This window comes from Paenibacillus sp. FSL R5-0701, from assembly GCF_037973995.1.
Lineage (GTDB): Bacteria > Bacillota > Bacilli > Paenibacillales > Paenibacillaceae > Paenibacillus.
In genome coordinates, this window is sequence record NZ_CP150230.1 from 3353214 (window position 1) to 3378036 (window position 24823).

Annotated in this window: 23 protein-coding genes; 19 read left to right on the top strand and 4 right to left on the bottom strand. The window is 43.9% G+C overall.

Annotated features, from left to right (window positions below; all coding sequences use genetic code 11):
- Nucleotides 1-678 precede the first annotated feature (678 nt).
- Nucleotides 679-1917, top strand: coding sequence for a saccharopine dehydrogenase family protein (locus MKZ13_RS14880; RefSeq protein ID WP_211083176.1), 1239 nt, complete (start codon nucleotides 679-681; stop codon nucleotides 1915-1917).
- 1 nt (nucleotide 1918) lies between these two features.
- Nucleotides 1919-3046 (top strand): carboxynorspermidine decarboxylase, encoded by a 1128-nt coding sequence (gene nspC / locus MKZ13_RS14885; RefSeq protein WP_221819364.1) that lies wholly within the window; start codon nucleotides 1919-1921, stop codon nucleotides 3044-3046.
- Nucleotides 3047-3219: 173 nt separating this feature from the next.
- On the opposite strand, the gene MKZ13_RS14890 is transcribed toward nspC, so the two are convergent.
- A complete protein-coding gene (locus tag MKZ13_RS14890; protein WP_339185053.1) occupies nucleotides 3220-3993 on the bottom strand; it encodes an SDR family NAD(P)-dependent oxidoreductase in 774 nt (257 codons plus the stop codon).
- A 111-nt stretch (nucleotides 3994-4104) separates the two neighbouring features.
- On the opposite strand from MKZ13_RS14890, the gene MKZ13_RS14895 reads away from it, so the two are divergent.
- From MKZ13_RS14895 to MKZ13_RS14925, 7 genes are all read left to right on the top strand, one after another.
- Nucleotides 4105-4461: a MerR family transcriptional regulator gene (locus MKZ13_RS14895; RefSeq protein ID WP_237175416.1), complete on the top strand. Its 357-nt coding sequence runs from the start codon at nucleotides 4105-4107 to the stop codon at nucleotides 4459-4461.
- 90 nt (nucleotides 4462-4551) lie between these two features.
- On the top strand, nucleotides 4552-5424 hold the full coding sequence (locus MKZ13_RS14900; RefSeq protein WP_221819361.1) for a YitT family protein: 873 nt from the start codon (nucleotides 4552-4554) through the stop codon (nucleotides 5422-5424).
- 249 nt (nucleotides 5425-5673) lie between these two features.
- Nucleotides 5674-6015: a multidrug efflux SMR transporter gene (locus MKZ13_RS14905; RefSeq protein WP_339185056.1), complete on the top strand. Its 342-nt coding sequence runs from the start codon at nucleotides 5674-5676 to the stop codon at nucleotides 6013-6015.
- A 2-nt stretch (nucleotides 6016-6017) separates the two neighbouring features.
- Nucleotides 6018-6332, top strand: coding sequence for a multidrug efflux SMR transporter (locus tag MKZ13_RS14910; protein WP_076212062.1), 315 nt, complete (start codon nucleotides 6018-6020; stop codon nucleotides 6330-6332).
- Nucleotides 6333-6470: 138 nt separating this feature from the next.
- The gene (locus tag MKZ13_RS14915) at nucleotides 6471-6665 is read left to right on the top strand and encodes a hypothetical protein (RefSeq protein ID WP_221819359.1); all 195 of its coding nucleotides are present in this window, start codon (nucleotides 6471-6473) and stop codon (nucleotides 6663-6665) included.
- A gap of 216 nt (nucleotides 6666-6881) precedes the next feature.
- Nucleotides 6882-8015 (top strand): serine hydrolase domain-containing protein, encoded by a 1134-nt coding sequence (locus MKZ13_RS14920; RefSeq protein WP_339185061.1) that lies wholly within the window; start codon nucleotides 6882-6884, stop codon nucleotides 8013-8015.
- Nucleotides 8016-8306: 291 nt separating this feature from the next.
- Nucleotides 8307-9449, top strand: a complete 1143-nt coding sequence (locus MKZ13_RS14925) for a DUF4309 domain-containing protein (protein ID WP_339185062.1) — start codon at nucleotides 8307-8309, stop codon at nucleotides 9447-9449.
- A 102-nt stretch (nucleotides 9450-9551) separates the two neighbouring features.
- On the opposite strand, the gene MKZ13_RS14930 is transcribed toward MKZ13_RS14925, so the two are convergent.
- Complete coding sequence (locus tag MKZ13_RS14930) at nucleotides 9552-10520, bottom strand: DMT family transporter (RefSeq protein WP_339185064.1); 969 nt, start codon at nucleotides 10518-10520, stop codon at nucleotides 9552-9554.
- A gap of 392 nt (nucleotides 10521-10912) precedes the next feature.
- Here MKZ13_RS14930 and MKZ13_RS14935 point away from each other — a divergent pair, with 392 nt between their 5' ends.
- The 9 genes from MKZ13_RS14935 (at nucleotide 10913) to glyA (ending at nucleotide 20147) form a co-directional block, all read left to right on the top strand.
- Nucleotides 10913-11902, top strand: a complete 990-nt coding sequence (locus MKZ13_RS14935; protein ID WP_339185066.1) for a LacI family DNA-binding transcriptional regulator — start codon at nucleotides 10913-10915, stop codon at nucleotides 11900-11902.
- Nucleotides 11895-12773: a ribokinase gene (rbsK, locus tag MKZ13_RS14940; RefSeq protein ID WP_339185067.1), complete on the top strand. Its 879-nt coding sequence runs from the start codon at nucleotides 11895-11897 to the stop codon at nucleotides 12771-12773. Before MKZ13_RS14935 ends, rbsK begins: the two co-directional genes overlap by 8 nt.
- Complete coding sequence (gene rbsD, locus MKZ13_RS14945; RefSeq protein ID WP_221821049.1) at nucleotides 12773-13174, top strand: D-ribose pyranase; 402 nt, start codon at nucleotides 12773-12775, stop codon at nucleotides 13172-13174. The genes rbsK and rbsD overlap by 1 nt, the downstream gene beginning before the upstream one ends.
- 14 nt (nucleotides 13175-13188) lie before the next feature.
- A complete protein-coding gene (locus MKZ13_RS14950; protein WP_221821050.1) occupies nucleotides 13189-14670 on the top strand; it encodes a sugar ABC transporter ATP-binding protein in 1482 nt (493 codons plus the stop codon).
- A 1-nt stretch (nucleotide 14671) separates the two neighbouring features.
- On the top strand, nucleotides 14672-15643 hold the full coding sequence (rbsC, locus tag MKZ13_RS14955) for a ribose ABC transporter permease (protein ID WP_036615973.1): 972 nt from the start codon (nucleotides 14672-14674) through the stop codon (nucleotides 15641-15643).
- Nucleotides 15644-15657: 14 nt separating this feature from the next.
- On the top strand, nucleotides 15658-16590 hold the full coding sequence (gene rbsB, locus MKZ13_RS14960; RefSeq protein WP_036615972.1) for a ribose ABC transporter substrate-binding protein RbsB: 933 nt from the start codon (nucleotides 15658-15660) through the stop codon (nucleotides 16588-16590).
- Between the two features lie 318 nt (nucleotides 16591-16908).
- Nucleotides 16909-17652 (top strand): YggS family pyridoxal phosphate-dependent enzyme, encoded by a 744-nt coding sequence (locus MKZ13_RS14965; protein WP_221821051.1) that lies wholly within the window; start codon nucleotides 16909-16911, stop codon nucleotides 17650-17652.
- A 19-nt stretch (nucleotides 17653-17671) separates the two neighbouring features.
- Nucleotides 17672-18877, top strand: a complete 1206-nt coding sequence (locus MKZ13_RS14970; RefSeq protein ID WP_221821053.1) for a benzoate/H(+) symporter BenE family transporter — start codon at nucleotides 17672-17674, stop codon at nucleotides 18875-18877.
- A 25-nt stretch (nucleotides 18878-18902) separates the two neighbouring features.
- Nucleotides 18903-20147 (top strand): serine hydroxymethyltransferase, encoded by a 1245-nt coding sequence (gene glyA / locus MKZ13_RS14975; protein WP_339185071.1) that lies wholly within the window; start codon nucleotides 18903-18905, stop codon nucleotides 20145-20147.
- Between the two features lie 138 nt (nucleotides 20148-20285).
- On the opposite strand, the gene MKZ13_RS14980 is transcribed toward glyA, so the two are convergent.
- Together MKZ13_RS14980 and MKZ13_RS14985 are read right to left on the bottom strand one after the other, a co-directional pair.
- Nucleotides 20286-20906 (bottom strand): SDR family oxidoreductase, encoded by a 621-nt coding sequence (locus MKZ13_RS14980; RefSeq protein WP_339185073.1) that lies wholly within the window; start codon nucleotides 20904-20906, stop codon nucleotides 20286-20288.
- 44 nt (nucleotides 20907-20950) lie between these two features.
- Nucleotides 20951-22381 carry a PLP-dependent aminotransferase family protein gene (locus MKZ13_RS14985; RefSeq protein WP_339185075.1) on the bottom strand — a complete coding sequence of 477 codons (1431 nt, stop codon included), beginning with the start codon at nucleotides 22379-22381 and terminating at the stop codon, nucleotides 20951-20953.
- A 284-nt stretch (nucleotides 22382-22665) separates the two neighbouring features.
- Here MKZ13_RS14985 and MKZ13_RS14990 point away from each other — a divergent pair, with 284 nt between their 5' ends.
- Nucleotides 22666-24771 (top strand): serine hydrolase domain-containing protein, encoded by a 2106-nt coding sequence (locus tag MKZ13_RS14990; protein ID WP_339185077.1) that lies wholly within the window; start codon nucleotides 22666-22668, stop codon nucleotides 24769-24771.
- The last annotated feature ends 52 nt before the right edge of the window (nucleotides 24772-24823 follow it).

Genomic DNA, 24823 nt, shown 5'->3' on the forward strand with positions numbered 1-24823 from the left:
GGAATTGCTGGCAGCAACATTATGATCACGTATGAAGAAGTAATTGAGAAAAGTCCTCAAAAGCCTGAAATAGTGGGGGAATTACTGGGCGCAGAAGGCGTGAAAGTATTCGAAGGATATCATTTTTAATCTTGGTCCTCGTTCGGACAAAAAAATAAAATTTTTAATTATTGCTTGATTTTTTTTTCAACGTCTGATAGTGTAAGACCTGTGATTTTGGGAAGTTTATTTATCAATATGAATTAGAGCTTTCCAGCAGATAATTTTGACCACTTCACCAGGAAGTTAAGGCCATACGGACAGCCGGGTCAAACGCCGATTGGCAACTTACGTTGCTTTATTGATTGAGTTCAAAGCTCAAATTTTATAAGTTGGTTACTTTACAACCAGTGCAATTGCACATCAACTTGTGAAACGGTCAATAAGAGTGGTAAAGGCGAATTATTTGCTATATAGACTCTGATCCAATATTGATATACATGAAGGAGCTTTCCGCCAAAGGAGTTCTTGTGAACTTTTTTGGTCATGGAGACTTCACGTCTTTTTTATGATGTATATCGATAAGCAAGTGTGATGATGCGCGATTGCGGGCATTTTTCACCTTGCTTTTTTTGTTGTCTTGTTGTCATCGTATTAAACCAATTAAAAAAAATACATATTGGGATAGGAGAATGTAAAATGGGAAAAGCACTAATCATCGGCGCCGGCGGCGTTGCTTCCGTGGCAGTACACAAATGCGTTCAAAACAGCGAAGTTTTTGAGGAAATCTGCATCGCGAGTCGTACAAAATCCAAATGTGATGAACTCAAAGCCAAGCTGGACGGCGGAAAAACAAAAATTACTACAGCACAAGTTGATGCTGACAATGTTGACGAACTGATCGCTTTGATCAACGAAGTTAAACCGGATATCGTTATGAACCTTGCTTTGCCGTATCAAGATCTGACTATTATGGATGCTTGTCTTGCAACTAAAACAAATTACATGGACACCGCTAACTATGAGCCACATGATACAGCGAAGTTTGAATACAGCTGGCAATGGGATTACAAAGAGCGTTTTGAACAAGCAGGCATCACTGCATTGCTCGGTAGTGGATTTGACCCAGGCGTAACTGGCGTATTCTCCGCTTATGCCCTGAAGCACTACTTTGACGAAATTGAATACATCGATATTCTGGACTGCAATGGCGGCGACCATGGCTATCCGTTTGCAACCAACTTCAACCCTGAGATCAACATTCGCGAAGTATCTGCGAACGGAAAATATTGGGAGAATGGTGAATGGATCGAGACGAAGCCAATGGAAATCAAACGTGTCTACGACTTCAAAGAAGTTGGCGAGAAAGACATGTACCTGTTGTACCATGAGGAACTGGAATCTTTGGCAAAAAATATGCCAGGTCTGAAACGTATCCGTTTCTTCATGACATTTGGTCAAAGCTACCTGACTCACTTGAAAGCTCTTGAAAATGTAGGCATGACTTCAATCGAGCCTATTGAATATGAAGGTAAACAAATTATTCCACTGCAATTCCTGAAAGCAGTACTGCCTGATCCGGCATCCCTTGGACCACGTACTGTAGGTAAAACAAACATTGGTTGTATCTTCAAAGGTAAAAAAGACGGTCAAGACAAAACATATTATGTATACAATATCTGTGATCACCAAGAGTGTTACAAAGAAGTGGGTTCCCAAGCGATCTCTTACACAACAGGCGTTCCAGCTATGATTGGTGCAGCAATGGTCATGACAGGCAAATGGAACAAACCAGGCGTATACAATGTAGAAGAGTTCAACCCAGATCCATTCATGGAAGAGTTGAACAAATGGGGCCTCCCATGGGTAGAAGACTTCAACCCGGTACTCGTTGATGAGCTGCCAGAAGAAGTTAAAGAATCGGAGCTTGTTCGTTAAAATGCGGTTCGAGCAATTACCGACACCATGTTTTGTTGTTGACGAGGCGCTTATCGAGAGAAACCTGAAAATCCTGAACGGTGTTATGCAGCGTACAGGTGCCAAAATCGTACTTGCTCAAAAAGCATTCTCCATGACTGCGATGTATCCGCTGATTGGAGAATACCTGAGCGGTGCAACGGCGAGTGGTTTGTATGAAGCGCGTCTGGGCCATGAGGAAATGGGCAAAGAGAATCATGTCTTTGCTCCAGCATATCGTGCAGAAGAGATCGACGAGATTCTCTCCATCTGCGACCATATTATTTTCAATTCTTTTTCACAGCTTGCAAAATTCAAGGATAAGGCGCTTCAAGCTGGCCGTAAGGTCGGCTTGCGCGTCAATCCAGAATGCTCTACCCAAGAAGGACACGAGATCTACGATCCGTGTTCTCCGGGTTCGCGTTTTGGCGCGAAACTTGAGGATTTCGATGCAAACATGTTGGAAGGTGTCTCCGGATTACACTTCCACACGCTGTGTCAGCAAAATTCCGACGATCTGGAGACTACGTTGAACGCAGTTGTCGAGAAGTTTGGACAATGGTTGCCGCAAATGGAATGGATCAACTTCGGTGGTGGACACCATATCACACGTGAAGATTATGATATTCCAAGACTGGAAGCATGCATCAAGCGTATGCAGAACGACTATGGCCTGGAAGTATATCTGGAGCCTGGAGAAGCTGTTGCGCTGAACGCAGGTTATCTGGTGACCTCTGTGCTGGACTTCCATAAAAACGGTATGGACATCGCTATTCTGGATACTTCAGCTACGTGCCATATGCCGGATGTGCTGGAAATGCCATATCGTCCGCCGCTGATCGGTTCGGGAGAAGTAGGCGAGAAAGCCCATCTGTATCGTCTTGGTGGACAAACATGTCTGTCTGGTGACGTAATTGGGGATTATTCATTCGATCAGCCTCTACAAGAAGGCGACCGTCTGGTATTCGAGGACATGGCGATTTACTCCATGGTGAAAACCAATACGTTCAACGGCATGCCGCTTCCAGCGATTGCTGTTAAAAGAAAAGACGGCGATTGCGAAGTTGTTCGCGAATTCGGATATCAGGATTTCAAAATGAGGCTGGCATAATACTTCATTATATAGTAAGCATTAATATAGAATTGAAAATAGGGAACCTGGAGACAGGTTCCCTTTTTAACGTTAACTGAAGTTTAACGATTAGATTTAATGATGTTTATCAGTGAGGTTAGGTGAATGTTTACCGGTAATGAGCCGACTTAGCTTCGACTTCAGTTTTCGGGTTAATTTTGTGGTTTTGAGGCTGCTCTCGCAGCATACGGAAAGATCGGTTCTCTTAGTTCAAAGTCATACGTCAACCCATCCACAATGCCGACTACACTCTCACTGTCATACAACTCCAGCAAAAATCCAGCCATTTGTTCCGCCGTATGGAATTTGGTAACTCTGCCTTCATATTCAAACTCATCTACATTAAAGGAATGTTTCGCAAATTCCGTCTCCGTTGCAGCCGGGGCGAGAACTTTGGCTTGCATTGCTGCGTTCTTGCCTTTCAACTCTTGCGCAAGTCCTTCCGTAAAGGCACTTACATAGAACTTGGTCGCACAGTAGGTTACTGCATCGGCTACAATCGTATATCCACCACCAGAGGAGATATTAATGATCTGTGTGCCATTAACATCTGCATAATCACGTACATACAGGGAAGAAAGAATCGTAAGAGCTTCTATATTAAGATGAAGCATCTGTTCAATCTTGGGTAGATGTTGTTCGCCAACGGATGCGAAATTCCCGAATCCTGCGTTGTTAATCCACGTCTCAATGGCATAAGGCTGAAGACTTTCATAGAATTCATGTACATTAGCGGCAATGGACAGATCCACTGTACGAATGACAACATCCAGATCAGGATTGATTTCAGCTACTTTTGCTTTTAATTTGTCCAATTCATCGGTTCTGCGTGCTGCCAGGATCATATTTTTGCCACGGGCTGCAAAAGCTAAAGCCGCTTCATATCCAATGCCCGAACTTGCACCGGTAATCACTGTGTATTTCATGGGAATTCCTCCTGGATCTGATTTCATTTTTTATTGTGATATGACCACGAGTTGATTATACTGATTAGAGCTTACTCTAAGTCAAGCGGGAAAATGGAGGGGAGGTTAACCATGCATACCATTGGTGAAGTGGCAGAATTACTCCATATCAGTGCACATACGTTACGTTATTATGAGAAGGAACAGATTGTAACCCCTCTCCGAGATGCGAGTGGAGACAGGCGATATAACGAGTCACACCTGAAATGGCTGCAATTTGTAATTAAATTAAAAGAGACTCAGATGCCCATTGCTACCATTAAGAAGTATGCGTCCTTGTTTCAGGAAGGGGAGCATACGGCGGCGGATCGTTTGAAGCTGCTGGAGGAGCATAAAGAGTCGATTCAAAAACAGATGCACATACTTAACACAGCAGATGAGATGCTTGAGCATAAAATTTCGTCGTATCGAACATTCATCGGACAATGATGTAACACACATCAATGACGTTCTATTGCCAAAACAGTGATTTTTATTATAGACTATTTTTTATCGGTTGTTCATCAAGGGGGAAATGCAATGCATCAAATCAGAAAACAAAAGTCAAACAAGTTAAAGATCCTCTCCAAAGTATTATTGATTATCATTGGGGGATTTATAACGGCATATGGTCTCGAAGCCATATTGATCCCGAATAATGTCTCAGATGGTGGTGTCACAGGTCTGAGTATCGTAGGATCACAGTTGTTCGGATTACCACTGGGGATGCTCATCGGGATTATTAACATTCCATTTGTGTGGCTCGGGTACAAGCAAATCGGAAAAAGCTTTGCGTTATATTCGATCATCGGTATTGCTTCACTCGCTATCAGCACCAGTCTGATGCACCATGTACCAACCATCATTGAAGGTGATACCTTGCTCGTTACCGTTGTCGGCGGGATTATCATTGGTTTTGGTATGGGACTTGCATTACGTAATGGCGGGGCATTGGATGGCATAGATATGCTGGCAGTACTCCTTTCGCGAAAAGTACCTTTTGGAACCAGTGATCTCATTCTGTTCCTCAACATGTTTGTCTTTATTGTCGTTTCTACCGTGTTTGGCCTGCAAGGCGCGATCTTGTCAGGACTTGCGTATTTCATTGCTTCTAAAGTAATACATATTGTTGAAGAGGGCTTGAGCGGCTCCAAAACGTTTAAAATTATTACGAATCAACCTGAGATTATGGTTGAAACCATTCGGGATCGCTTAGGCCGTGGAGCAACGTATACCGAGGCTTACGGTGGCTACTCGAATGAGCAATTCAAGGAAATTACTTGTGTTATTAACCGGATGGAAGAGAGTAAAATTAAAGATATCATTCACGAAATTGACCCAACTGCCTTTGTAGTTGTATACGATGTAGCTGAAGTAAGAGGCGGCAATTTCAAAAAGAAAGATATTCATTGATACGAAAAACAAAATGAACTTAAACGTGTTAGTCAACCAGGAACTTCTGGTTGGCTTTTTTGTTTGTTCACAGCTTAACTTGGAGTTTTAAAAGGCGGATTTCCTTGTTAATTTAATACGAATATTTAAATTTGCAAATGAAATAAAGATGGTTTATTATTATATCAAATGATACAAATAACTATCATTATTTTAAATTAAGTGTTGATCACAAAACAACAACATGAATGCAGAAGAGGAGAATGTTTTATGGCGTGGTTATTTCTTATTCTTGGAGGAATCTTAGAGATAGGTTGGGCATTAGGTTTGTCATTCTCCGATGGTTTTTCGAAAATCGAGATCGTAATCCCCACGGTTATTTTAATGATTGGCAGCTTCTACTTCTTTGCAAAATCCACTAAAATACTTCCTGTATCAACCGCTTATGCGGTGTTTACCGGTCTTGGTTCATTTGGAACCGCAATTGTGGGAATGATTTTTTTGGGGGACTCCGTAAGTGCAATTAAAATCGTGCTGGTCATGATATTAATCAGTTGCATCATCGGTCTGAAATTTGTATCGAGTGAACCTAAACAAAAGGCAGGTGTATAGATATGAGTTGGTTTTTCTTGATCTTGGCTGGTTTATTTGAAGTTGGCGGTGTAATATTTCTGAAACTTTCAGATGGATTCACCAAATTGAAACATACATTTACGTTCGCTCTGTTTTTGGGATTAAGTTTTATTTTTCTTTCCCTGTCTTTGAGAGAGATACCAATCAGCATTGGTTATGGAATCTGGACAGGTATTGGGGCATCGGGCAGTGTACTATTAGGAATGTATGTATTCAAAGAGCCCAAAAATGCTAAGAAATTGGCTATCGTTAGTGGGATCATCGTCAGTATTGTGGGATTGAAACTAGTCTCTTAACTGGATAAATTAGCTGTACTAACAACGGAACCATATCCATCTCATCTATATTCATGCATAAGTACAGCTCTCTTATGGAAAACTTCTGTAGTACGAATTAAATTGCATGACTTCAAGTATGTATGGGAGGTTAGCATAGTGACAAAACAGGACCCGCAAGAGCTTTTGAAGCAAAAACATGAACTGGATGAACAAAAAAGACAGTTCACTAATTTTTCGCGGAATATTTCAGGTCATGGTGAGGTTGAAGCTGGTCAAGAGTTCAGTGTTGACCGGGTATCAGATGATCAAAACCGTATGAAATCGGTTGAGAACAAACGCGGCGAAGCCTAAAACGTTACAACATAAGCCGATCCTTTCCTGGATCGGCTTATTCGTGCGCAGCAGTGTGATAAACAAAGAATATGTATTGTAATTGCACATAGAAGAGTATATAGGTGGTGGTCAATCGTTGGAAAAGGTCGTATATTATTAATATGTCGATTGTGGGATTGAATATGGACCACATCGCAAAATGATAAACGATCTTACATAGAAGGACGGGAAAAAATGGATTTTAAACCGCTAGCTTCATTTATCGACCGCATTACATCCTGGCGTGTACCGTGGGCAGAGGTGCTGGTGATGCATCGAAATGATACCGTTTTCCATTATCGTAATGGATACGCCAATCTGGAAAAGAAAACACCTATCGGTGATGGAGCGATCTTCAATCTATATTCCATGACCAAAATTATGACCTGCGTGGCAGGGCTGCAACTGGTGGAGAAAGGGGCAATGCTGTTAAGTGATCCCTTGTCTGATTTTCTGCCAGAGTATGCTGAGATGACGGTAAAGAAAACGATGCCAAACGGGGAGATCCGACTGGAAAAGGCGACAAGAGCCATTACAGTACGTGATTTGTTCACCATGACTGCCGGGTTCTCGTATGACGTTGGTTGTCCAAGCATTCAAGAAGCTGTAAAAAGCACCGATGGAACATTGCCAACACGTGATTTCGCGAGAGCGCTTGCCAAGGAACCGTTGTTGTTTGAACCAGGGACACACTGGAATTACAGCATGTGTCATGATGTGCTGGGAGCCTTGGTGGAAGTGGTAAGTGGCAAACGCTTTGGTACGTATCTAGGGGACGAAATCACCGGACCACTTGGCATGAACGACACAGCATTCAATCTGAACGATGAGCAGCAGAAGCGCCTGATTCCACAGTATGCTTACAATGATGAGCTTGAAAAGGCTGTACGTTTGGACGGCAATGGATTCCGTGTGGGTACGGAGCTGGAAAGCGGCGGTGCAGGGTTGTTATCAACCGTTAGCGATTATGCACGTTTTCTGAACGCGCTTACTGGGCATGGTACGAGTCCCGAAGGTGTGCGCATTCTGTCACAAGCTTCAGTAGAACTGATGCGAACGGATCACCTGAACGAGATGACTCGTGCTGATTATTCGTGGGATCATATGTATGGATACGGCTATGGACTGGGTGTTCGCACACATATCTCCAAAGCAGGAAGCGGCTCACTGAGTCCAATTGGCGAATTTGGATGGAGCGGCGCTGCTGGTTGTATGGCTATTATGGATCCGGATTCAGAGCTTACAGTTATGTATGCACAGCACCTGCTGAATAGTCAGGAACCATACGTTCAACGACGCTTACGTAATGTGGTTTACTCCTGTCTGTAAATGATATCGTATTCGAAGTTTAAGAGCCGCTAAATAGCGGCTTTTTTATGTTACATGAGTCGAAATCTATTCATTAGATTATTATTTCTTTATTAGAAACGGTATGTTATCATTCTTAGGAAAATAGTACTAGTAGGAGGATATGCTTATTGAACATGAACCTATATTCATTACATAGTTTGATCAAGGTTACACGCTAGCAAGTACCTGTTTGAATGTTGAGATTGTGAACGATTCATAATTAGAAAAAGCTGTTAGATTTTTATTTTTTTACTCAAAGGAGATTCAATCATGATACACCCTAAACACAACGCAAAATGGGCTTCTTTGGCCCTACTGACTTTAATCGGCTATGTTCTGAGCGCATTGCTTATGCTACCACTCAATGCTGCTGCCAAAGGAGAGCAAATCTCAGCCAAAGAGCTCCAAAGTATGAGCCGGCTTTCATTTACGCTTCGTGATGCCAAGCAAACGGCTTATACCGTTTATATTTTCGCTTATGATGAACAGAAGACCACGCTGACCGAAGAAAATGGTTGGACCAACAATAAAAAAGGCGACAAGAGTTATTCAGGCACGTATCGTGCAGCCTTGCTGAAAAAAGGTGCAGCATACGGAACTGTTCAGGCAGCAAAATTGGATCTGAATACGATTATTTTGCCTCAAACCTGGAACTTCGTTGTGAAGAGCAAAGAGGCCAGTACACCAGACATGCTGATGATCACCGATTGGGGAACTTCTAATTTTAATGAGGTGAAAACGTATATTGTTCGTTCCGGGGAATTGCGCCGTGTAACATATGTCGATAATAAGGGGAAAAAAATTGACGATTCCTACTCTGCAAGCAGAGATGATGGAATCCGTACTCTTTCAGGTGCCCGAGTACAGTTCAAAAATTACAACAACCTTCAATTTGTCTATGGAGTTAATACGTTTAAGTTGAATGTGAACAAATTGGAATTGCGGTTGGAAGATACGCGTAACCTCCGTTCAAAAGCTTGGCCGAACTCGGGTGTTGGCGATCGCGCTTACCTGAAAAGCTTGAAGGAAGCTGCTTTAAAGGGCGTGTTGCCAGGCCGGACGGACGTTAAGATTGGCATGACGCTTCAAAATGCTCAAAAAAAACTTGGGAAACCAACATCTCGTTCAAACGAGGAATGGGGAGCGTACTATTATTATTCTAAATTCGGCGTCGGGTTTGATTCATACATGCACGAGCTTACCAACAAATCACGTATTGCCGTTTTTGATTTGTACAATGAAAAGCAGAATCTTTCACCATGGAATGTGAAAATATGGATGGGGAAACCTTCCTCAGAATACTACAATGAAGTTGTTGGTGGTTATGAGATGGTATACCAATTAGGTAATCACGCCATTGTATTTAACTATGAGGAAGAAGAGGACTTGATTGACTTTACGAGTATATATTAAGGTATAACACAGTAAGAAACAAAAGAATATCGTATACGAACTTACAAAAAAAAGCCGCTAATTAGCGGCTTTTTTTGTTATCCATGGATGTGGACGGATAGTCTATTTTATTGGAGTGTTATTAGAGCTTTGCACAGAACGTACACGATTGACCAAATAAATGCCGACCGATACAAACAACAATGCAGCCAGATTCTTCAGTTCCAGAATCGTTTCCCCCAGGAATAATGCTGATAATAAAGCTCCAAACACAGGGATTAGAAAGTTATAAACAGACACTCTTCCGACCTTGTTGTACTTGAGAAGCATATTCCATAGACAAAATGCGACGGATGACAGTAAGGCCAAGTAGATCAAGTTACTGGTGGATTCCAAGGTGAAATGAGTAACCCGACCGCCGAGTGATAGACCTAACAGCGTAAGTACCAGTCCCCCAACCAACAGGCTGACGCCTGTTATGATCAGAACATCGATCGTAGCGGTGAGACGTTTTGCATAGAGGGCTGTAACGGAAAAAACAAGTGCTGCTATAATCACGAACCCTTCACCTGTGAATGAAAAGGAAAAAGCAAGCAGATCCGTATGGAAGTTTACGATGATTACGCCAACGAATCCGAGCAAGCAGCCAACGATTTTATTTCTGCTTAATTTGTCGTTTTTATAGATGAAATGGGCCAGAACAACACTGAAAAAGGTTGTCGTTGCGTTCATAATGGAGCCTTTGACACCCGTCGTATTGGCTACGCCAACGTAGAAAAACATATATTGCAAACCGGTTTGCAATATACCTAACATGATGAGACCTGTCCACTGAGGTCTGGTTAATTGGAGCTTCTGTTTTCTAACGATACGAGACAGGAGCAAGAGCAGCAAGCCCGCCAGTGTAAATCGATATCCTGCAAATACATACTTGGAAGCAATATCTTCCGGCAGAATGTTAAATGCGATATATCCAAGTTTGATGGATGGGTACGCACTTCCCCATAATAAGCAACACAGGCTTGCCACGAGCATGACAAAAATGGGATCACTAAATTTACTCGGTTTCTCAAGGGTATTTCTCTCTATCACTTTCGATCTTCTCCTCACATTTCATGCACATATGTATGTATGAATCTATTAATATCCTCCCTGACCATATCACATATCGCCAATGTTTTGTAATGAAAATTAATGATATTCCCGGTAGGAAAAAAAATGAAGCCTTTGCGCAATATTTCATAGGAGATTGCTGATTCTTTATGTTGATCTTGGTGCCATCGCTCTGAGTTTTAATCGAGTGGTGGCTTCTTTACGTCTATGAAGTATCGACCTCCCTTACAGGTGAAAACCATGATATAGATGGATTCCACTGCACATTCATATATACTTGGAGAAATTTCCAGATTGAAAACGCTTGTCAAACAGAAAAGAATATGATAATTTAATGTCTGTAACCGGTTACACATAGAGGAGAGCAACTTATGACAACAATTAAAGATGTAGCTCAACTGGCTGGCGTATCTGTTGCCACCGTATCCAGGGTCATTAACGATAGAGGTTATGTTCATGCGGACACACGCAAGAAAGTGGAAGATGCTGTGAAGGCGCTTAACTTTTCGCCGAATGAAGTGGCCCGCTCATTATATAAGCGCAAGTCCAAACTGATTGGCCTGTTGTTGCCGGATATCGCCAACCCTTACTTTCCGCAATTGGCCCGCGGCGTAGAGGACCGGATGCAGGAACAGGATTACAGACTGATATTCGGAAATAGTGATGAGGATGAACGGAAGGAGCAGGATTACATCCAGACGTTTATCCAGAACAACGTGGTCGGTGTGATCTCTTCAACGAACTATCCTCATTCTTCAATATATGAAAAACTGAAGATTCCCGTTGTGTTTCTGGATAGAACATCATTGGATCGTCCATCCGTGTATGCGGATGGCAGGGAAGGTGGAAGACTAGCTGCAAGGGAGATCATCAAACGCGGCAGTCGCCGGATCACAGTTATGCAGGGACCGTCACAGATCAGACCCGCTCAAGACCGTTTTGAAGGGGCGATTGAAATCATCCGTGATGCTGGGTTAGACTACCAGGTAATCCAGACGACCTCATTTTCAATTAACGAGGCAGGTGTATGGGCTGAAGAATTATTCAGAAAGTATGCGGACACAGACGGGGTCATTGCCAGCAACGACATCGCAGCCATGGCCGTACTGCATGAGGCATCACGAATCGGAAGAAAGGTTCCTGATGACGTACAAGTGATTGGTTTCGATGACATTCCGATGAGCAGGCTGTTATCGCCGGCATTGTCCACCATCCATCAGCCAGCATACGAGATGGGAAGAGAAGCGGCGGGATTACTTATCCAGCTTGTGGAACAAGCTGCAATAGAGAACAAAAACATACAGTTACCCGTAAGTTTCATCGAACGGGGCACTACGAGAAAGGTGAAATCAGATGGCTAAAATATGTGTAATAGGAAGCAGTTCAATGGATCTGGTTGTTACTTCGTCAAGACGGCCGGGGGCGGGTGAAACCGTTCTTGGCGACAGCTTCAAAACGGTCCCTGGCGGTAAGGGAGCCAATCAGGCTGTTGCTGCTGCACGACTGGGTGCCGAGGTTGCGATGATCGGCCGGGTAGGCGACGATGCTTTTGGCAAAGATATTTTAGAGAACTTTAGAGCAAATGCTGTAAATACGCAAAATGTGAAACCGGTTACACATTTAGAAAGTGGAACGGCTCATATCATTCTGGCAGAAGGTGATAATAGTATCGTAGTGGTTGAAGCGGCGAACCGGGAAGTCACTCCTGCATATGTCGATGAAGCAGCTAAAGTGATCCGCGATGCAGATATCGTACTAATCCAGCAGGAAATTCCGGAGGAAACGGTTGTGCATGTGAGTACATTGTGTGCAGAATTCGGAACACCGCTGCTGCTTAATCCAGCACCGGCGAGAACATTACCGCAAGAAGTGATCGACAATGCCGCATATATCACGCCGAACGAGCATGAAGCCGAGATTTTGTTTCAGGGCATGAGTCCGGCACAGGCATTACGTCAGTATCCAAACAAGTTGTTCATCACGGAGGGCAGTAAAGGTGTACGTTACTTTGATGGTACTGAGGAAATTTTAGTCCCAACTTATAAAGTTGAGGCTGTCGATACTACTGGGGCAGGGGATACGTTCAACGCCGCATTTGCAGTTGCTTTAGCTGAAGGAAGAGCGTTGCAAGAGAGTATACGCTTCGCCAATCGGGCTGCATCGTTGTCCGTCACCAAGTTCGGAGCGCAGGGCGGCATGCCAACCCGTGATGAAGTAGAGGAGAGCTTGTAATGAAAAGAAATGGCATGTTGAATAGTCACATTTCCAAGATTCTGTCTGATCTGGGCCATACGGACATGATTGCGATTGCGGATGCAGGTCTGCCGGTACCGGACGGGGTACTCAAAATTGACCTGGCCCTCAAACTGGGAACACCAAGTTTTCGCGAAGTGGTGGAAGCGATCACTGAAGATATGATCATTGAGAAAGTCATTGTGGCTGAAGAGATTCGCGAAGGCAATCCTGTAGCCATGCAATTCATCACAGAGAAATTTGGGGTAGAAGCAATCGATGCTTCGGTCAGCCACGAGCAATTCAAAGCATTAACACGGCAGGTGAAAGCAGTCATTCGTACAGGTGAAGCCACACCCTATGCCAATTGCATTTTACAATCGGGAGTCCATTTCGGTTAAAAGGAGGTTGCGTAATGCACATTCAGATGCAAGACATTCATAAAGCGTTTGGAACGAATCAGGTGCTGAGCGGAGTGGATTTTGAACTAAAGGATGGTGAAGTTCATGCCCTGATGGGGGAGAATGGAGCCGGGAAATCCACACTGATGAATATTCTGATTGGTCTCCATCAGAGAGACCAAGGGACCATCATGATCGACGGAGAAGAAAACTATTTTGGAAGTCCAAAAGAAGCCGAGAAACTGGGTATCACATTCATACATCAGGAGCTGAATGTGTGGCCTGAAATGACGGTGCTGGATAATCTCTTTATTGGTAAGGAGATGACATCATCGTTCGGATTGCTCAATACAAGACAAATGAAAGCGCTTGCCAAAGAACAGTTTACCAAGCTTTCCGTAGACATACCACTGGAACGTCCTGCGGGAGAGTGCTCTGTCGGGCAGCAACAGATGATTGAGATTGCCAAAGCGCTAATGACAGATGCCAAGGTCATCATTATGGACGAGCCAACAGCAGCACTTACGGAGCGCGAGATCCAGAAGCTGTTTGGTGTAATAAGCTCGCTGAAGAAGGAAGGCGTATCCATCGTGTATATTTCTCACCGAATGGAGGAGATATTCACGATCTGTGACCGGATTACCATCATGCGTGATGGAAGAACGGTGGACACGCAAGCTATTCCGCAGACAAGCTTTGATGAAGTGGTGCGGAAAATGGTAGGTCGTGAACTTACCGAGCGTTATCCTGTCCGGAATCCTTCTTATGGTGAAGTTGTCCTCGAAGTAAGGAACGCAAGCAGCAAAGGTCTATTCGAGAATATTAACTTCACGGTGAGAGCGGGGGAAATACTCGGTTTCTCAGGACTCATGGGTTCTGGACGAACAGAGATCATGAGAACCATCTTTGGTTTGGATACGTTGGATAGCGGTGAAATCTTCATCCGCGGCAAAAAAGCGAACATTCGTAAACCGGCAGATGCAGTGAAACATGGAATCGGGTTTATTACAGAAGACCGCAAGGATGAAGGGTTGGTATTAGACTTCTCTATTCGCGAGAATATGGCGTTGCCAAATCTGTTCAGTTTCTCAAGCAAAGGTTTCATCTCAACTTCAAAAGAACAAGAATTCGTAGATACACTGATCAAACGTCTACAGATCAAAACGCAATCCTCCGAGACGGCGGCAAGGAATCTATCCGGGGGTAACCAGCAGAAGGTGGTTATCGCGAAATGGGTTGGTATCGGACCAAGCGTGCTTATCCTGGATGAACCTACCCGCGGAGTGGATGTCGGGGCGAAGCGCGAAATCTATGAATTGATGAATGAACTGACAGACCGCGGCGTTGCAATCATCATGGTATCGTCGGAGTTGCCTGAAGTGCTCGGCATGAGCGACCGAATCGCGGTTGTGCATGAGGGACACATCAGTGGCGAGGTTGCAAGGGAAGTAGCAACACAAGAACACATTATGACATTGGCCACAGGGGGACAGTGATATGACAACAATGCAGGAAAACAAAACGGCTAAAAGCGGATTCCGTTTCTCAAACGTGATACAAAAATTGGGACCGCTACTTGGCTTAATCATTCTTATTCTCATCGTTTCGGTGTTGAATCCAAGTTTCTTGGAACCACTTAATATCTTGAATTTATTGCGTCAAGTCTCGATTAATGCGCTGATTGCCTTCGGTATGACGTTTGTTATCCTGACGGGTGGAATTGATCTGTCGGTCGGCTCAATTCTGGCTTTATCCAGTGCTTTTGTAGCAAACATGATGTTGTCCGGCCTGGATCCGATCTTGTCCATCATTATTGGTGTAGCACTCGGTGGTGTCATGGGTATGGTGAACGGACTGATGATTACCAAAGGTAAAATGGCTCCGTTTATCGCTACACTTGCTACCATGACGATATTCAGAGGACTGACGTTGGTGTACACCAATGGTAATCCAATTACAGGACTCGGGGATAACTTGTTGTTCCAATTGTTCGGCCGCGGTTACCTGCTGGGCATTCCAGTACCTGCAATCACGATGCTGATTACCTTCATGATTCTGTGGATTGTTTTGCATAAAACGGCTTTTGGCCGCAAAACGTACGCCATCGGTGGTAATGAGAAAGCTTCCATTATCTCGGGTATCAAAGTTAATCGCGTGAAAATTATGATCTACTCCCTGACAGGTATGCTCGCTGCTCTGGCAGGTGCAATTCTGACATCGCGTTTGAATTCAGCGCAACCAACGGCAGGAACATCCTACGAGCTGGATGCAATCGCAGCAGTTGTATTGGGTGGTACAAGTCTGGCTGGAGGACGTGGACGTATCGTTGGTACACTGATCGGTGTTCTGATTATCGGCGTGTTGAATAACGGATTGAACTTGCTTGAAGTAAACTCATTTTATCAAATGGTTGTAAAAGGTATCGTTATTGCCATTGCCGTCCTGCTGGACCGCAAGAAAACAGCATAAGGAGAGAAGCGAATATGAAAAAGTGGACTGTAACACTCATAAGTATGCTGATGATCATCGTTCTGGCCGGTTGCTCTCTGGAGCCACCAGAATGGGCTAAACCAAACCCTAACAAAAGTAACGGACAGAAGAAAATAGGTTTGTCGATATCTACACTGAACAATCCATTCTTTGTATCACTAAAGGACGGGGTCATGGCTGAAGCCAAAAAACAGGGAATACAGGTCATCGTGGTGGATGCGCAGAACGATTCGGCCAAACAAACCAATGATGTGGATGATCTCATTCAGCAAGGCGTTAGTGCACTGCTAATTAACCCTGCGGACTCTGCAGCGATCTCCACAGCGGTTCAATCCGCTAATAGTGTGGGCATTCCTGTAATTACGCTGGATCGCTCCGCCGATAAAGGCGAAGTGGCGGCACTAGTGGCATCGGATAACGTTAAAGGTGGACGCATGGCAGCTGAATACTTTGTTGAACAACTTGGTGAGGGAGCAAAAGTCATTGAACTTGAGGGTGTACCTGGCGCTTCCGCAACAAGAGAACGGGGTAAAGGTTTCCACGAAGTGGCTGACAAGCAACTCGATGTGGTTTCCAAACAATCTGCTGATTTCGATCGGTCCAAAGGATTAAATGTCATGGAGAATCTGCTTCAGGGTAATCCTGACGTGCAGGCAGTATTTGCCCATAATGATGAGATGGCACTTGGTGCAATTGAAGCGATTCAAAGCTCAGGTAAAGACATTCCGGTCATCGGATTCGACGGCAATGATGATGCAATCAAATCCATTCAGGATGGGAAATTGACGGCAACAGTCGCTCAGCAGCCTATACTGATTGGCCAACTGGCGCTGCAAGCAGCTCTGGATGTATTAAGTGGCAAGCAGGTGGAGTCATCGATTCCTGCTGAATTGAAGCTGGTAACCAAGGAAAATGTGAACGAGTAAATCATCATAAAACATGTATCTTCTTGGACATGAACATAGAACTAAACCAAGCCGCTAATTTAGCGGCTTTTTTCATTTTGGAAGAAGCGTGTGGGCATCACATCAATCAGATTATTGAAAAGCATATTACAGAGGTGCCCCAATTGAATAATGTCCACTTTGTCGTTTTGGACTGCTCAAAAAGAGCATTTTTGGATATGTATATCCAATCCATGCGTTGCTATACTAGCATGACGTTCCACACAGTCTTCACAATACATAAGGAGGAGCTAATCTCAATTATTCATTCCCGTTTGGAATAGAAAGAAGGTGGCTGACATGAAACATATAGTAGAAGAAAATCTTCAAACTGTAAGACAGCAGATGGCATTGGCCTGCCAGGCTTCAGGTCGCAACATCGAGGACATCAAGTTGTTGCTCGCGACCAAAACGGTACCGCTTGAGAAATTACAAATAGCTATTCAAGCAGGTGAGGTCCTGTTTGGAGAAAACAAAGCTCAAGAACTCCGAGACAAATTCCCACTCATGGAACAAAGCAAGCAGGTGGAATGGCATTTTATCGGACATCTGCAAACAAATAAAGTAAAGGACGTTGTTAAATATGTTACTCTCATCCATTCCGTAGATCGTCTGAAACTGGGTCAAGCGTTACATAACCAGCTTCTCAAAGAGAATAAGACCTTAGATATTCTTGTGCAAATTAATACGTCCTACGAAGAAAGTAAATTTGGTGCCTCTCCAGAAACAGCCGTTGAGCTTGTAGAACAGTTGTCTCAATTCGAGACATTGAATGTGAAAGGTTTAATGACGATTGGAAAACTGAATGCGACAAACGAAGAAACACGACATTGTTTTCGATTGTTAAATCAGATCCGTACGCAGATTAAAGAGAAAATTATTCCACGCGTAGAAATGGATATTTTATCGATGGGTATGTCTGGAGACTTCCAAGTCGCCATTGAAGAAGGAGCTACAATGATACGTGTAGGAACAAGTGTATTTGGTCAACGCTACTTACCGGACGAGTATTACTGGAATGAAAACACACGCATCGATGATTAAGTGAGAGGTAGTGTTAAATATGAAGACAGCATCCCCTTCGTTACGTGGCCGTGATTTGATATCGCCGGTGATCGCCGCTTTAATATCCGTAATTGTTAATTACGGGGGTACGTTTATCCTTGTTTTTCAAGCTGCAAAAGTGGCTGGTTTAAGCCCGGAAATGACTGCTTCCTGGATTTGGTCCATCTCGATTGGGGTAGGAGTAACAGGAATTTGGCTCAGTTATCGATATAAGGAACCGATTATTACAGCCTGGTCTACACCGGGTGTGGCGTTTCTCGTTTCAGCATTAGCGGTAACCCCTTATCCAGAAGCAATTGGCGCTTACATGATTTCAGCAGTCGGATTTATTATTTTAGGTTTGTCAGGCATGTTTGAACGTTTCGTTCGACTTATTCCCCCAGGCATCGCTTCCGGATTGTTAGCTGGTATTTTACTACAGTTTGGTATTTCGGCCTTTGGAGGGGCGAAGGTAGATCCTTTGCTTGTGATTGTACTGTTTGCAGGCTATATCGTGCTAAGAAGGTTTACTTCTCGTTACGCCATTGTTGGCATATTGGCAATCGGTTTGATTTATTTGATATGTATGGGGAAAACAGACTTCAGTACGATCCAATTGGCTGTCGCATCGCCTGTATTTGTTGTTCCGGCATTTTCGTTAAATGCTTTACTTGGCGTTGCGCTACCGCTGTTCATTATTACCTTGACAGGGCAGTATATGCCCGGAATGCTTGTTCTGCGTAATGATGGATTCAAGACAAGTGCCAATCCTATTTTGGCTGTAACAGGTTTGGGTTCGCTTCTTGCAGCCCCATTCGGATCACATGCTTTTAATGTGGCAGCTATTACAGCAGCGATTTGTACAGGAAAGGATGCACATGAGGATTCAACCAAACGTTATATTGCAGGTATTGCTTGTGGTGTTTTTTATATTTTTGTCGGCATTTTTGGCGTAACATTGGCTGCTCTGTTTTTGATTCTTCCTGCTACCTTTATTGCAACACTAGCGGGATTGGCCTTACTTGGAACCATCGGTGGCAGTCTTGCCAATGCATTAACGGACCCTAAGGGACGTGAAACTGCATTGATTACGTTTTTGGCGACAGCGGCGAATGTGACTTTGCTTGGTGTGGGTGGTGCATTTTGGGGACTGTTTGCAGGAATGATGGCACATCTACTGATGAATAGTAAATTTCCCAAAAAACAAATTGGAACGAATAAATAACCGTAATATTGAGAGGAAGATATTCATGAAACATTTGGAGAAGCAAGATAAAGTAATAGGAAAGGCTGTTCAGCAAGAGCTTGCACGGCAGCGGGATACGATAGAACTGATTGCATCAGAGAATTTTGTGAGTCAAGCTGTGATGGAAGCAACCGGTTCAGTGTTGACCAATAAATATGCAGAGGGGTATCCGGGCAGAAGATATTATGGCGGATGTGAGCATGTCGATACAGTCGAAGAGATAGCAAATAGCCGCCTTAAAGCACTTTTTGGCGCTGAACATGCAAATGTGCAGCCTCACTCCGGTTCTCAGGCCAACATGGCAGTATATTTTGCCTCGGTTGAGATTGGGGATACAATACTTGGCATGAATCTATCCCAAGGTGGTCATCTAACACACGGAAGTACTGTTAATTTTTCAGGTAGGTTTTACAATTTTGTTTCATATGGTGTCGATGCACAGACGGGCCGCATTGACTTTGACGAAGTACGTAAACTTGCTTATAAGTATCGTCCACGCATGATTGTTGCAGGTGGAAGTGCATACCCGCGGACCATTGAGTTTGAATTATTTGCCCAGATTGCCGCCGAAGTGGGAGCTCTTTTCTTTGTAGATATGGCGCATATAGCCGGAATTGTTGCGGCAGGTTTGCATCCTAACCCGGTACCACATGCCCATTTTGTTTCAACTACCACACATAAGACCTTACGAGGACCACGAGGGGGAGCTATTTTGTGCAGGGAGTCCTGGGCAAAGGCGATAGACAAAGCTGTATTCCCTGGGACTCAGGGCGGGCCATTCATGCACGTTATCGCGGGGAAAGCGGTGGCATTAGGCGAAGCATTGCAATCCGATTTCACAACATATATTGAAGGTGTTCTGAATAACGCCAACGTATTGGCAGATACTTTATTGAATGAAGGACTCACCCTTGTATCGGGAGGAACAGATAATCATATCGTGTTGGTTGACTTACGAACTATGGGCCTTACAGGCAAAGAAGCCGAAGCTTTACTGGATGAAGTAGGGATTACGGCGAATAAAAATGCAATTCCTCACGATACGGCAAGTCCTTTGGTTACAAGCGGTATTCGTTTTGGAACTCCGGCTATGACTTCAAGAGGGCTTGGAGCCAGGGAAATGAAAGAAATTGCTCAGCTGATAGGGCTTGCTTTTAAAAATCCAAAGAACTCGGATGTAAAAAATCAAATATTAGGTAGTGTCCGCGAAATTACTTCGCAATTCCCTTTATATGAAGGGCTTAAATAGCTCAACAGCAGACACAAATAGAGCCTGCAATTGTTTCTGATGGCTAACAATTGCAGGCTCTTTGATTTTCCATGCTTATATTGAAACTCACTTTTTTGAACAGAAGAGATATACCGTAAATGAGATTTAAGACACGCGCTAGTAGGCTATACCTACACGAGACTGTATATACTCATCAGAGATTAATTGCTGATAAGCAAACTCCGCAGTATCGATTACAGATATAGAAGTTCCACCGTCAGGCAAGTAGTCGCGCTCAACCCGGTACTTACCAAGAGATTCTCCATCGTATAAGTAGGTAGGACACACGATAGTCCATTCTAACTCTGAAGCCTTCAGAATGTTGTACATTTCCAGATGCTCTTCAGCAGCTCGCGTTGACTTACGTTTGGACTCAGGGGATTGAAAACGAAGCAAGCCAGGATCCGTTCGACTTTCCAATATTCCTGCTGTACCAATGGTAATGATTCTTTTGATACGCTCCTGAGCCATAGCCTCAACAATATGTCCCATGGATTGCGATAATGTAGTCGTTCCATCGGTACTTAAGGAACTAACAACGAGATCCACACCCTGTATGGCGTGATGAATATCCTCTTTGACTAGAGCGTTTCCTTGATGCAGAATGAAATTGTCATCGTTGATTTGTACCTTTTCCGGGCTTCTAACCAGTGCAGTTACATGATGATTGGAACGCAGGGCATTAGAGACGAAATGACTTCCAACCCGTCCGGTGGCTCCTAACACTAAAATTTTCATTACAAAAAACATCCTTTCGAATCCGATTGGAGAGTAGTTCTCCATCATAATACAATCTTTGCAAGCCGATGTATGCCTTCCTCAATCTGCGCCTCATCCACTTTTGCAAAACCTAATATCCATCCTTTTCGATGACTCTCCAAGCAATATCTACTAAGCGGATACACACGCACACCTTGATCAAGGGCAGCATTTGTCAGCGCTTCTTCGTCAAATGACGTTTCAGATTCTAGAAGCATATGTAATCCCGTTTCCACACCACTTAATGTAAATCGTGAGCCTAGCCCAGAAGCAACAATGGCTTTGGTCATGACTTCGTGTCTGCGTCGATATATGTTTCGAACTCTTCTCATATGGCGCATAAAATGACCACGCTCAATAAAATGAGTTAGCGTTAATTGTTCCATAATCGGCAGATGACGATAGGTTAATTCATGAACTTGAGTAAGGCGATCGATGGCTATTTTGGGGCCGATGATAGCCGATAGACGAATGCCAGGTGCAACCATTTTGGAAAAACTCATCATATAAAGCGTATTCTGAGGTTGCTGACTAAATATAGTTGGAAGTGGATCTCCACGGTACCTAAATTCGCTATCGTAATCATCCTCAACAATCCAATATCTATGATGAGCTGCCAAGTGCATCAATTGTTGCCTGCGAGGCTCCGACATAATAACACCAACGGCACATTGATGAGAAGGTGTGACAAATACGAGTTTTGTCTGTGGGTGAATATGATCTACACATAATCCATACTCATCAACCGGAACGGGATCGACTTGCATCCGGCGGTATTTCATCGCCATCCAAGCGGCAGGGAAGCCGGGATCTTCAACCGAAGCTCTGTCTCCCTCACTTAAGAGAGCTTGGGCAATTAAATCAATGCTATGTTGTGCACCTGAGGTTAACAAGATTTGATCAACATCGATATGAATGCCTCGTTCAAGTGACAAATAACGCTGAATCTGTTCTCTTAACGCCAGTAACCCTCTGGCATCGCCATAAGCCCAGAGATCCAGATTGGGTTCAGTGGAAGCTTGCAAAAAGGATTGCCTCCAGGCTTTTGTAAAACTTTCATCTAAATAAGGCTCGTGGGGATTAAAATCAATTTCTATTTTGCGATTGTCCCTATTGCCAAACCAACTATGCAGATGACCAATCGATTCGTTCAGTGCAGGCAGTTCGGGCGGAATAGGCCCTTGCATCGTGACGCCTTCTGATGAACGAGGTGCATAGGTCCAATCACTAACCCTTGTCCCGGCCCGACGGGAAGTTACTGTATACCCTCGACTGAATAATTCCTCGTACACAATCTGTATGGTTGACCGTGAAACACCAATTAATTGAGCAAGTTCGCGTGAGGGGAGTAGCAATTCGCCTGGTTGCCATTTCCCGGTTGTGATATTATGAATCGCTTGATCCAAAAGTTGCTGCCAGATCGGGCGATGGTCATTCCGATTAACTTTTAGCATTGCTTCAACTCCATTACTCATGCTGAATTATGGATTGCATTTATTTATGTACTTAGTCATGTTATTGGCACTCCATTGATTGATATACCATTATAGCAAAAGTTTAATTTGCAAACAAAACAAAGCTGACTAAAGCGATTTTTACTGTGTGTCCAACCTATTTGGGTTGATCCTGCTTGGTTCATACTCGATTCATATTCAAGCCACAGACAGTTCATCTTCTTCGGTTACACTACGGGAGTACTTACACAGAGATTCCTAATCCATAGACTAGACAGGAGAAGATGAGATTGACACGAAAGAAACGAACGTCTATCGCCGCCATAACCTTGGTGTTTGCAATGATGTCCCCAATGTCGGCCATGGCCACGCCCACTACCAGTAACGGTAGTAGCCCTACGTATGATCTAACTAAAAAGGCAGTAAGCGCAAAGGCCAAGGTACTCACTGAATCATACGCTACGACAAGTGTGCAGTACGCACTGATGGATGAGGGCGAGATTGTGATCTCCGGTCAGGCAGGCAAAAATGATCTAAAAAACAATATTCCCCTTTCTTCAGACACCATGTATGGCATAGGTTCAACCAGCAAGATGATGCTCACAACCGCCGTAATGAAGCTAGTGGACCAAGGCAAGATCGATCTTGATGAGCCTGTCGTGAAGTATATTTCAGATTTTAAAATGAAAGACAAGCGTTACCAACAGATTACACCACGTATGCTACTGAATCATTCATCCGGACTTCTCGGAACGTCAAGTAACAGTGCAATACTGTTTGGAGATAATGATACCTATGCGCATGATACATTACTGGAACAATTGGCGACGCAAAATCTGAAGGCCGATCCTGGCGCATACTCGGTGTATAGTAATGACGGTTTTACATTGGCTGAAATTCTGGTTGAGCGGGTCAGCGGCATGAGCTTCACAACTTTCATGCACCGGTACATAACCGAACCTCTTGGTATGGCGCATACCAAAACACCGCAAGATATTGTGGACTTTAGCCAGATGGCAGCAACATACGCCCCTTCGCATGAGGAACAACTCCCGTTAGAGACTACAAATATGATTGCCTCGGGAGGCATCTATTCCACCGCTGAGGATTTGGTTCAGTTCTCGAAAATCTTTACAGGTGAGGTTGAAGGTGTTCTTTCGGAGGAATCCGTAAAGGCCATGGAGCAAGAAGAATACAAGAGAGGCATGTGGCCAGAAGAAAGCGATTCTTCTATTGGTTACGGCCTAGGCTGGGATAGCGTGAACCTGTTTCCTTTTAATGATTACGGCATCCAGGCAGTAAGCAAAGGTGGCAATACAATAACTTATCATTCCTCCTTGATTGTGTTACCGGAGTATAATATGGCTGCTGCCGTAACTTCTTCGGGTGGTCATAGCTCAACGGATCAATTGCTGGCAACTGAGCTGTTGCTTGGCGCGCTTGAGGAGAAGAATATCATTCCAGAGCGTAAGCCGGAGAAATCACATGATGCACCGGTGAAAACAACCATGCCGAAGGAACTTACACAGCACACAGGCATGTACGCGGGTGGGGCAAACATGTTAATGAAGATGGACGTAACAGATGACGGGCAATTAACGCTATCTAATCTGTCGTCTCCTAACAGTCCTGATCAGACCTATACGTACACCGCTGATGGCTCATTTGTTAATGAGACGGGTACGGAAAAGCTGAAGTTCGTTCAGGAAGTCAACGGGAACACATATTTGTGGTCTCGCTCGTATCAGTCTGTTCCTGGGCTTGGGCAAGTTGCTTCCTCGGAATATAAGGCAGAAAAGCTTGAAACCAATGAATTGTCGGAAGAAGTAAAGGCCGCATGGCAGAAACGGGAAGGCAAAGCCTACGTGTTGGTTAATGAAAAATACACATCAACACTGTACAACGCAGCGATGCCGATGATTCCCATTCATACTTTTAATGAGCTACCGGGTTATGTCTACACGAATAAAATCGTTGGAGCTAACCAAGCTGTGAACCAATTGCAAATTCCTGGATTAGCAGGCCGTGACACGATGGAGTTTAATTTCTATGAGGAAAATGGCGTGGAATACGTTACAGCTGGAGACAACGTTTATGCTGCTCAAGACATCATCAAACCGATCTATACGGGAAGACAATCAAAGACAACCATTCAAGCGAATGGTCATGCCACATGGTATTCGATTCCAGCATCAGCTGCAGGTAAAGAAATGAAGGTCAAGATGTCTGCAAACAGCGCATTTGCTGTATATAACCAAGCTGGCATAGGCATTAATCATACAGTGGTCAGTGGACAAAACGAAATTGTGTTGCCTGAGAACGGAACTATTGTGTTCGCGGGTGAAGCTGGTTCGAAGTTCGAGATTGTATTGACAACCAGAGAAAATTAATAGATGATAAAAAACTGTACAACAGAAAGTCGCGGATAACGCGGCTTTTTTG